General features: G+C 38.6%; 9 protein-coding genes and 1 riboswitch. All 9 genes read right to left on the bottom strand.

The genetic code is table 11. The features are described from left to right. Positions 1-199: 199 nt before the first annotated feature. Entirely contained in the window at positions 200-535 is a 336-nt protein-coding gene (locus tag V7083_RS18770) for a DUF3870 domain-containing protein (protein WP_335480772.1), read from the bottom strand. A gap of 23 nt (positions 536-558) precedes the next feature. After that, a complete protein-coding gene (lhgO, locus tag V7083_RS18765; RefSeq protein WP_335480769.1) occupies positions 559-1,776 on the bottom strand; it encodes an L-2-hydroxyglutarate oxidase in 1,218 nt (405 codons plus the stop codon). Positions 1,777-1,893: 117 nt separating this feature from the next. Then, on the bottom strand, positions 1,894-2,841 hold the full coding sequence (gene glaH / locus V7083_RS18760) for a glutarate dioxygenase GlaH (RefSeq protein WP_335480767.1): 948 nt from the start codon (positions 2,839-2,841) through the stop codon (positions 1,894-1,896). Positions 2,842-3,199: 358 nt separating this feature from the next. After that, positions 3,200-4,435: an NO-inducible flavohemoprotein gene (hmpA, locus tag V7083_RS18755; RefSeq protein ID WP_335480765.1), complete on the bottom strand. Its 1,236-nt coding sequence runs from the start codon at positions 4,433-4,435 to the stop codon at positions 3,200-3,202. A gap of 152 nt (positions 4,436-4,587) precedes the next feature. Further along, on the bottom strand, positions 4,588-5,154 hold the full coding sequence (locus V7083_RS18750; RefSeq protein WP_335480763.1) for a hypothetical protein: 567 nt from the start codon (positions 5,152-5,154) through the stop codon (positions 4,588-4,590). Positions 5,155-5,346: 192 nt separating this feature from the next. After that, positions 5,347-6,195: a GHMP family kinase ATP-binding protein gene (locus V7083_RS18745; protein ID WP_335480761.1), complete on the bottom strand. Its 849-nt coding sequence runs from the start codon at positions 6,193-6,195 to the stop codon at positions 5,347-5,349. A gap of 50 nt (positions 6,196-6,245) precedes the next feature. Then, a complete protein-coding gene (gene cobO / locus V7083_RS18740; protein ID WP_335480758.1) occupies positions 6,246-6,800 on the bottom strand; it encodes a cob(I)yrinic acid a,c-diamide adenosyltransferase in 555 nt (184 codons plus the stop codon). A 13-nt stretch (positions 6,801-6,813) separates the two neighbouring features. Further along, positions 6,814-8,319, bottom strand: a complete 1,506-nt coding sequence (locus V7083_RS18735; RefSeq protein ID WP_335480756.1) for a cobyric acid synthase — start codon at positions 8,317-8,319, stop codon at positions 6,814-6,816. After that, positions 8,312-9,682, bottom strand: a complete 1,371-nt coding sequence (locus V7083_RS18730; protein WP_335480754.1) for a cobyrinate a,c-diamide synthase — start codon at positions 9,680-9,682, stop codon at positions 8,312-8,314. The genes V7083_RS18735 and V7083_RS18730 overlap by 8 nt, the downstream gene beginning before the upstream one ends. A 142-nt stretch (positions 9,683-9,824) precedes the next feature. Further along, positions 9,825-10,014: riboswitch (cobalamin riboswitch) on the bottom strand. Positions 10,015-10,357 lie beyond the last annotated feature (343 nt).

Here is a 10,357-nt window from a genome sequence, read left to right as displayed (position 1 = left end):
TGATCGTGTCCGAAGTCATGGCAGCTTCGGACACAGTTGTGCCAAATCAGTTTGATCTTGTCTGAAGTCTTAAAAACTTGAAATAGCAGTAAAACAAAATGAGAGAGAGCCTCTGAAGTTGTATTTACTCCGGACAATTACAACAACCTTTATAAATATTTTTCAAGTGATTTCTGGAATACAAAGTGAAATATTGGTTTTATACAATTGTTATTCCTTCTGCTTTAATTTGTTGAAAATGCAAATGCAAGTCTTTTAAGGCCGCAATTAAAGCGTTTGTTGCTTTGCCCCGATAATAGGTTTCGATTGCCTTGACGGCATCCTCCACTCCATCATTTAAACTTGTCCCCCTTAACAATCCACCGATAAAATCACGTCCGTGTTCAGTGGCCAAGGTACAGGTAGCCTGAATAATTACTCCATATTTTGTATCCACTTCCGCAGTAATCGTTAAGGTTTCGAAGACGCTTTTGGCAGCCATGCCTTGCGGTAACCGAGCATGACCGGCAATAAAAATCGTTTTTCCGTTAAACATCCTTGATCAACCTCTCATTAAAATTAAATGATTAACGCAGTTTCTTTTAAGTTTGTTTGTTCCGGAATCCTACTTACGATTTCTTTTCCAATTTCAATAGAAGCTGTGGCAGCAGGTGATGGTGCATTACAAACATGAATGGTACGCTTGCCCATAATTATGTGGAAATCATCTACCATACTTCCATCATTTCTGATGGCTTGGGCGCGTACTCCAGCAGGCGCCGGTATTAAATCGTCTTCTTGAATCTCCGGAATTAGTTCCTGAAGACTTTTGGTAAATTGTTTTTTACTAAAGGAACGAACGTATTCTTCCATTCCTTCTTTCATAAACTTTCCTGCCATTTTCCAAAGACCGCTATAACTTAGAGATTCTGCAAGATCCTTTACATTAAAATCTGTCTTTTTGTAACCTTCCCGTTTAAAGCTGAGCACTGCATTCGGTCCTGCATCCACTTCTCCAGTAATCATCCGGGTAAAATGAACACCCAAGAATGGGAATTTAGGATTTGGAACAGGATAAATTAAATGTTTTACAAGATACCGCTTTTCCGGTTTTAATTTATAATACTCACCTCTAAAAGGCAGAATCTTCATATCTGTTTTATACCCTGCCGCTAAAGCAACACGATCACTAAAGAGACCGGCACAGTTGATTACCATACGTGCCTTTATTGTACCATTGTTTGTTTCAATGTTCACTTGATCGACTTCTTCGACAATTTTTTCTACCTTTGTATTTAACCTTATTTCTCCACCACTTTCTTCAATTGTATCAGCAAATCTCTCACTAACTTGACGATAATTGACAATACCAGCTTGGGGAACACGTATAGCCCCAAAGCCATTAACGTGGGGTTCAATCTCTTTTAATTCTTCCGGACTAATTTTTTGAATATCAAGTTGATTTTCAAGGCCTCTCTTAAATAAATTATCTAATAGAGGCATTTCCTCCGGCTTTGTAGCAACAATGACCTTCCCGCAAATGTCATGCTCAATTCCATGAGTTTGACAAAATTCTTTCATTGATTGGCTGCCTTGACGGGCAAATCGTGCCTTAAAACTACCTGGCTTGTAATAGATGCCGGAATGAATGACCCCACTATTATGACCTGTCTGATGCTCTGCAATAGCTGATTCTTTTTCAATCACGACTACTTTAGCGTTAGGAAATCGTGTATAAATTGCCATACCGGTCGATAAGCCAACTATACCTCCCCCTACAATCGCAAAATCAAACACAAAAAAGCCCCCTTTTTTTCTACTAAAAACTGTTCCAATGCCTAATAGTTGAAAGAAAAGAATTCATTTTCCACCCTAGGGATAGAAAATGAATTCTCTATAAGTTAATTAAGAGATTTATAGATTATTTTCATTAAATCGTCCACGTTGACGAAGTAACTCACGGTATAAATTTGGATCCTTTTCAAAGGCTGCGCGGCCATGTAGCCAAAAAATATTATTTACCACGACTAAATCACCTACAGGAAGTTCCAACTCGATCACATTTTCATCGTTCTCCATCGAATTAGAAAGATCACTCAAATATTTTGACTGCTCAATTGTCTCTGGATAAACGAATTGATCAATATAACAAATCCCCGGCTTGTTATGATAATTAAAGAATGTCAATCGCTCAACTTCCTGACCCACATTCTTACTGCTCGGTGCTTTATAGGTAAATTTATGGTTAGCTAAAGGGTGTGAAGCATATTTATCTAGTTCGTTCCAATCATCTAGGTGCAATAATCTTGATTCTCCACCACGTGCATTTTGTTCTACCATTTTCATCATTAATAGCCAGTCAGTCGGTTCATCGACAAAGGTACCATCAGTATGAAGTGTAAATAAACGATAAGCCTGACGTAAATAAGAATCACTGTTATCTGTATCTTTCACGCTAAAACGCGCATAGTATTTTCCAGTCATAGCATCAAAATTCGGAATACCTACTAGATGGGAAACAGCAGTTGAGAAAATCACGTAATCATCGGTATTTTCTGTAACCCCGTTCAAACCAAGTGTAAATCCACCAGACTCACGATCGTGAACAATACTTCGAAGTAAGGCACCGAATTCTTCTCCTACTTGATCCAATAAATGTGATGCGATAATATGACGAGCATAAGGAGTATATTCCAAATGTTGGACAGAATAGTTTTCTTTCTTTACTGCTTCAAAAAATTTCATTAGACTTTCCGTCGATAATTCAATGTGATATAAACGATTGGATTGTGGGTGTGCCTTCACTTGATAATGTTCCGTCACCATTTCAAATTTCAATTTACTCTTTTCTGCAATACTCATTTTTCATTCCTCCTGAAATAGTTTTTTAATTACAGGAACAATAAAAAGCCAGTTGTAAAAGGAGTCCTAATATATAGGAATCTACTTTATACAACTGGCTTATATTCACTTCACTGCTCTATGTGAATAGAGTCATAGCAAATAATACAGTTTTATTGTTGATTTATTTTCCTGTCCATCATTATCTACTGTTAACGTTTTTTGAAAGGGTATTTTCCAAAAGGTAAACATCTTAATAACTATGGATAACTTAATTATATACAATTATTTTAAGTTGTCAAATGATTTCTAATTTTTTGTTCACTTTTTAAAAAGGGGCTACCAAAAAATATGGAGCCCCATTGACTACTCTATTATTCTATACAGTAATTCTTTCTTCTTGTTCTTCAAGACTATCTTTTGGTCCAAAGAATTCGAAATGGATTCGATCTTCACTTACACCTAAATCCTTTAACGCCTGGTTGATGGCTCTCATAAATGGAACAGGTCCACAGAAATAGAAGTCGGCTTCTTTTACCGGAACATTTTCCCCAAGCCACTCTTTTGTGACAAAACCTTCAACATCAAAGCGTTTATTTGTACGGTCATCTTCAGTTGGCGAATCATAAAAAACAATTGAATCTACAGTTTCGAGCTTAGAAATTTCTTTGATTTCATCCCTTAGTGCATGAACATTACTATTCGCAGCAGCATGGATGAAGCATATTTTTCGTTCTGGCTGAGCGTTTACGACTGTTTTTAACATACTTAGCATTGGTGTTACACCGACCCCGCCGCTTAATAAAACAACAGGAGTATGATGATTCATATCAAGAACAAAGTCACCTGCAGGGGCACTCACCTTTAGGATGTCGCCTTCTTTTACCTGATTATGCAGAAAATTGGATACTTTTCCATCAGGATTGGCAGTGCCTGCCTCTTTCTTCACACTAATTCGATAATAGTCTTTCCCAGGTGCATCCGATAAACTATATTGACGAATATGAGTATATTCCTCGCCATCGATTTCTAATTTAATGCTGATATATTGGCCTGGCAAGAAAGTTGGAATTTCTTTACCGTCCTCTGCTTTAAGATAGAATGAGGTAATGACGTCACTTTCCTTAACTTTACGATCCACCACAAAGTTACGAAAATCATCCCATCCACCTTGCTGATTAGAGGCTTCCTCATACATCTCTTCTTCTACACTAATAAAGGCATTGGCAATCTCACCATAAGCTTTTTCCCATGCCGCTAAAATTTCATCAGTTGCGGCAGCTCCCAATACATCTTTAATCGCTAATAAGAGATGCTTTCCAACAATAGGATAGTGTTCCGGCTTTACACCAAGACTTCTATGTTTATGGCCGATTTGCTTTACAACTGGCAGAATAGCTTCAAGATTATCAATATACGCTGCTGCGGCATACACAGCTCCAGCGAGTGCCTTTTGCTGTCTCCGTTGTTTTTGATTTGCATGGTTAAAAATATGAAGTAACTCAGGATGATTTCCAAACATCAATTGATAAAATCGAGTGGTAATGGCTTCTCCATGGATTTCTAATACAGGTACGGTTGATTTAATAATGTCAATTGTTTTTTGATCTAACAACATAATCACTCCTTATGTATTAACACTAAACTCACAGTGATTATATTAGATAAATCACTGTGGGTTAGTGATATAGATCACACATTTGGAGAATTGGATCATTTGCTCTATAAAAATACACTTCATCTATGAAGTGCATTTTCATGCCCTACCTACTTTTTCTCCATTGGAAATATTAATTTGAACACTCTTTTGCTTAAACCAGTCCATACAAAGCTGTAGATGATTGAGCAAATCAGAATAATGACAACTATTTTTAGATCAATTGTATAAGATACATCTGGACCTAAAACTGGAAATTTCAATACATATAATAAGAATAATATCCCGATGGATAACGCTGCTCCTCCAAAAAAAGTAATTAGCAGCCAATGGTGATAAAATTTAAAGGCAGCTCCGAGGGCAATCCCTAATAAACCAGTGGTAAAAGGAAACACAAACAATTCGCTCGGCTGCATAATGACTAATAATAAGATCGTGATAAAGTAAGACATGAATCCTATTCTTAAAGAGAGCATGGCTGAAAGGACAATTGGAAGGGTCGCCAATATACTAAACGCAAAACCAATTCCTGTAAAAACTCCTGCAGCTTGAAAAAGGGTGGTGATGGCAGCAAGTACAGACCCCATGACTAATTTTTTTGTATTTGTATAAGGTGTGGCCTGATGAACCTTCTTTGATTTTTTAAATAACTGCTTATTTTCCAAATGGTTTTTCATGTCACACCCCCTATATTAATAAAGATTTATTCTTTAAGTTTGTATTTATTACTGCAGTTCTTTTTGATTTTTATTATAGGGCCCTTTAAAGTTGTCTGTTAATTTCCGAACCATCCGCTCCAATCAACCGGGTACAAGAATCATCATTGTTGCTTAACATTGCATATTAAAAAAACCAGGCTTTCGCCTGGACTATTCTGTATTATGGAAGGGGCCCAACATTTGAATGGTGGGGAACTCTGTTAAAATACAAGATATTACCTCTTTTTTTTTCGCTATGTTATGGTCCATCATGATTCCTGCAACAGTGCCACTATGTGCAACTACGACACCACCCTGAACCTGTTCAGCCAGCATTTTCAATTGGTTAAAAATAGGTTTGGGCAATATTTTTTGATTAATACTTGCACTTATCGTTGCAGCCTTACAAATATACGATATATTATTTTGCCTGAATCCTTCTTTGATCAAGTCATAGGCTACGATCAATTGATCTTTGTCCTGCTCGCTATACGTTTTCTTTATTTGATTATGTTCGATGGTGTTTATGGTTCCACCTAGGTCTAGCCCTACTAGTGTATATGGAGGCAAGAAACCAAAGCTTTCAATCCATTCACCGTGAATATGGTCATAAGCGACAACTTCCTCGTACATGATTCCGTCAGTAGGCTCAATTTTTGCCGCTATTTTTGAGATGGTTTCCTTTGAAAGTGGAATGGAAAAACTGTTAGCGATAGCTTTTAATGTTGCCACAATATCGGCGGAGCTGCTGGCCATTCCCTTACCTTCTGGAATGTTTGAACAAATCTCCAAACGGCCTCCCCACTGCAGCCCATAAAATTGTAAAAGGTATTTCGCTGCTTTTTTGGCTTTACTTTTCGAATTCTCCCCCAATATTTCCGATAAAGTTGGGTCTGGGATAAATAAGGCCTCACTTCGCAAGCCCTGGATTGGCAGAGTAATTAAAAAAGGCCGGTCCCCCAGCTGACCTTGTACAAGCTCACCAAACGTTCCATTACAACAACCTTTTCCTGATCTCATGACATGAAGCTCCCTAGTGTTAAACATTATAACGGTGAATCCGCTTCGAGTTAAAACTCTATTCCTCTAACGGCAGGAATACCTTCGTCATAATAATGCTTCATCGGCTTCATTTCCGTCACCAAATCGGCTTTTGCGATAATTTCATCCTTGGCTGAACGGCCTGTAATAACCAGATGCATTCCTTTAGGGCGCTTTTCAATCATCTCTAGCACCTCTTCCAAAGGCAGAACATCATGAATCGGGAATGTTTCAATTGCCAGGGCATTGTTCAGTTCATCCAATATGACTAGGTCATAACCGCCAAATTGAACCATTTCTTTAGCAAATGCCCAGGCTTTTTGGAATGCAGCTCGATGCTCTTCAGGTGTTTTTGTCCAGGTGAAACCCACTCCGGTTTGAACGATTTCGATTCCCAATTTTTCAAATATGATTCTTTCACCAGATTTACTTTCTGGAGATTTGATAAATTGGATCACAATGACTTTTTTTCCTTGACCGGCTGCACGGACAGCCAGGCCAAGGGCGGCTGTTGTTTTTCCTTTTCCATCTCCGGTATATACTAGCGCAAGACCTCGTTTTGCTTTATTTTCTCTTTTTTCCATCCCTTTTTGCACCTCATCCGTTATTTTTTTGAAATTCCAGCATTTTCTGTTCGATTAGTGGTACATTTACATGTTTCCTGACATGACTCGCTAGGCGATCATAGGCTTCCTCCCGCAATTGAGTAAAAGATTGACGCTCTTCGATTGGCTCCAACCCTTTTGCACCACGAAGCTGATTAAGGAATTCCTTGCGAAACTCGTCATTATGAAAAATACCATGAAAATAGGTACCTATCACCTTTTCTTCTGTCGTTTTACAGCCATCCCATTGGCCGTTTAAATCGATAAGGCCCAAGTTTTCTCCAATCGACTCTGTTTCGCCCATATGAATCTCATATCCTGTAACATCGAACCTCTTGTTAAAAAGAGTTAGTGTCCCATTTGATAGTTCGGTCCTTTTGTCTTTTGTGATAGTTGTCCGAATTGGCAGCAATTGAAGTCCCTCTATTTCAGGATTCATAGACTCGATGGCAAACGGGTCGGCTATTTTTTCACCAAGCATTTGGTAGCCGCCACAGATACCAAAAATGACTGACTTGTTCTCTAACTCGGTTATTCTCTGCGCAAGGCCGCTATTTCTTAAAAACAATAAATCCTCGATGGTATTTTTACTACCCGGTAGTATCACCAAATCTGGGTTATGTAATTGGTCGGCTCTTGTAATAAAGCGGACATGGCAATCCGGTTCAGCAAAAAATGGGTCACCATCAGTAAAGTTTGAGATTTTCGGATATTGGATTACGGCAATATCTAGAGCCTTTTCCCTATCTGGGTTTGAAGAATATTGGTTTAATATTAATGAATCCTCCGCATCAATATTTAAATGATCTAAGTAGGGAATAACCCCAAGAACAGGTTTACCGGTATACTCCTCAAACCATGTTAACCCAGATTCGAGGAGCCGGACATCTCCCCTGAATTTATTGATGATTACCCCGATAACCCGATCACGATCCTCAGGCTCCATTAGCTGAAGCGTTCCTACTAAACTGGCAAATACACCGCCTTTGTCAATATCTCCAATTAAAATCACCGGTGCGTTAGCCATTCTGGCAACCCGCATATTCACTAATTCCCGATCATTTAAATTTATCTCTGCAGGACTGCCGGCTCCTTCAATCACAATCCTTTCAAATTTTTCGGACAGAACAGAAAGCGAACCTTTTATCAGCTTTAATCCCATTTGAAAAAAATCACTTCGATAGGCGCCGGCTTCCATGTTCAGATAGGGTTTCCCATGGACCACCACCTGTGATTGATACTCACGGTTAGGCTTTAACAAAATAGGATTCATTTCCGTTGTCGCCTGAATGCCAGCTGCTTCTGCTTGGACTCCCTGGGCTCTGCCAATTTCTTTTCCGTCAATCGTTATGTAAGAATTTAAAGACATATTTTGGGACTTAAACGGAGCCGTTTTATGTCCATCCTGTGCAAAAATGCGGCAAAATGCAGTGACTATCACACTTTTACCTACATCTGAATTAGTTCCTTGAAACATAAGAGGAATCGCCTTAGTCATTTGCTTGATACTCCTTACATTTATTGATCCAATTCTCAACCAACTCAGGGCATGAGCCAAAGTGGAAGTGGGTATATCCAGCAATTAAGTTCCCTTTCATATATCCTTCCTGTTGTTCGCCGCGGATCCCAGAAGTTAGGTAGGCATGTTTCCATTCCTCTTTCGGATGAAAGGTTGAATAGTGAAATTCATGGCCTTTGGCAATCAGCTTACCTTTTAGCAGAAAGTTTTCGTCCGCTCCTTTAATTTCGCGGTATCCTAAGGCAGCAAGTTGTTTTTGCATTTTTACCTTCCCGGGAATAACTCCTGCCATTTCGTAGTTCCTCCCATCTGTTGTTTCAAGGGATTCCGTTAAATACATAAAACCACCGCATTCGGCTAAAGTCGGCAAACCATTTTCAATCGCTGATTGAATAGAAAGTTTTGTATCGATATGGTCTGCCAATTCTTGAGCAAATTCTTCTGGAAATCCTCCGCCTATATATAAGCCATCGACTCCCTTGGGTAAAATTTCACCTTTTAGCGGAGAAAATTCGATTAGCTCCGCACCGAATGCTTCTAACAGCTCAAGGTTTTCCTGATAATAAAAATTAAAAGCAGCATCTCTTGCAATGGCAAGTCGAACGGAACGATGCTCTATTTTATTAAAATGGGGTTTTTTTACCACCAAAGGAGGGGCTTCCGTTAGTTTATATAATTCATCAACATTTATCGTTTGTAAAACCAAGCTGGCTAGTTGTTCGAAAAAGGGCTTCAATTCACCTCGTTCTATCGATGGAATCAATCCTAAATGCCGCTCCGGAATCGAAAGCTCTTGATTTTGTTGCAAATAACCTAGGACTGGGATGCCACACTCCTGCTCAATGGCTGATTTGACAATATGATAATGTCCTACACTCCCCACCTGATTAGCAATCACAGCGACAATATTTGTCCCTCTATGAAACTCCTGAAATCCTTTTACCACAGCAGCAGCACTTCGAGCCATACTAGCACAATTGACTACCAATACAACTGGACTTTCGGTGATCATACTTATTTCTGCAGTTGAGCCTTGATTTCTTAAGGGATCTTTTCCGTCAAAGAATCCCATTACTCCTTCAATAATAGATATATCCGTACTTTCGCCAGCCTTACTTACAATTTCTTTTACCATTTCTTCAGTTAACATCCAGCTGTCAAGATTTCTGGAAATTCTGCCAGTAACTGCTGTATGGTAACTTGGATCTATATAATCTGGTCCACATTTAAACCCTTGTACCGTATACCCCTTTTTCATTAGCGCAGACATAAGTCCAATGGTAAGTGTGGTTTTTCCAACACCGCTGCCTGTACCGGCAATTACAAGTCTTCGATTTGCCATTCCTATTCTCCTCCTACATCTGTTAGGAAATTGAATGTAAAAAATCCGTCCAACAAAAAGCTGAACGGATTAAACGCAAGCAGAAAAAGGAGGCGTACCTTCAAACGCTAACGTCTCACCTTCTCAACCCCCGAAGAAATCAAAACTTTTCATAGTTAAGACAGGTCTCCTGACTTGTGTTTCTTCCTACTATAGACCCTTCCCGCACGGACAATTCTACTCCAATACAGTGGTTTGTCTATTTCGTCCACACTTACAGTTACGGGGATAGTTCCGGACTTTCACCAGATTCCCTATTAAGCCTTCTTGGCATCTTACCTATTTTCATATATTTCTATTATAGTAACCTAATTATAGACACAATTTCAATAATCTCCATAAAAACTATGAAAAAACCCTTACATAACTTTTATTTAAGTTGGATAAGTGAAATAGTTGATATTAAAAGGCCCACACAATTTATTATCTTCCAACTAAAGCCCAGTTAGTATGGGTACAAAACTTCACCATCTGCAACTAATTTTTGTGTGATTATTGGAATTCGGATTGTCCTCTTATTTTTAAACTGATCCCTTCAATTATGAAACGGTTCCAGAAAAAATCTAAAAGAGCTTTTTATTCATTAGTATTTTCGATTTATTACATAAAAAAGATTCATTTTACTAATGCATCATC

It is taken from the genome of Bacillus sp. JJ1764 (assembly GCF_036962145.1).
In the GTDB taxonomy this organism is placed as follows: Bacteria; Bacillota; Bacilli; order Bacillales; family Cytobacillaceae; genus Neobacillus.
The sequence above is the reverse complement of the archived record's forward strand: the minus strand, read 5'-3'. Positions and strand labels throughout refer to the sequence as shown.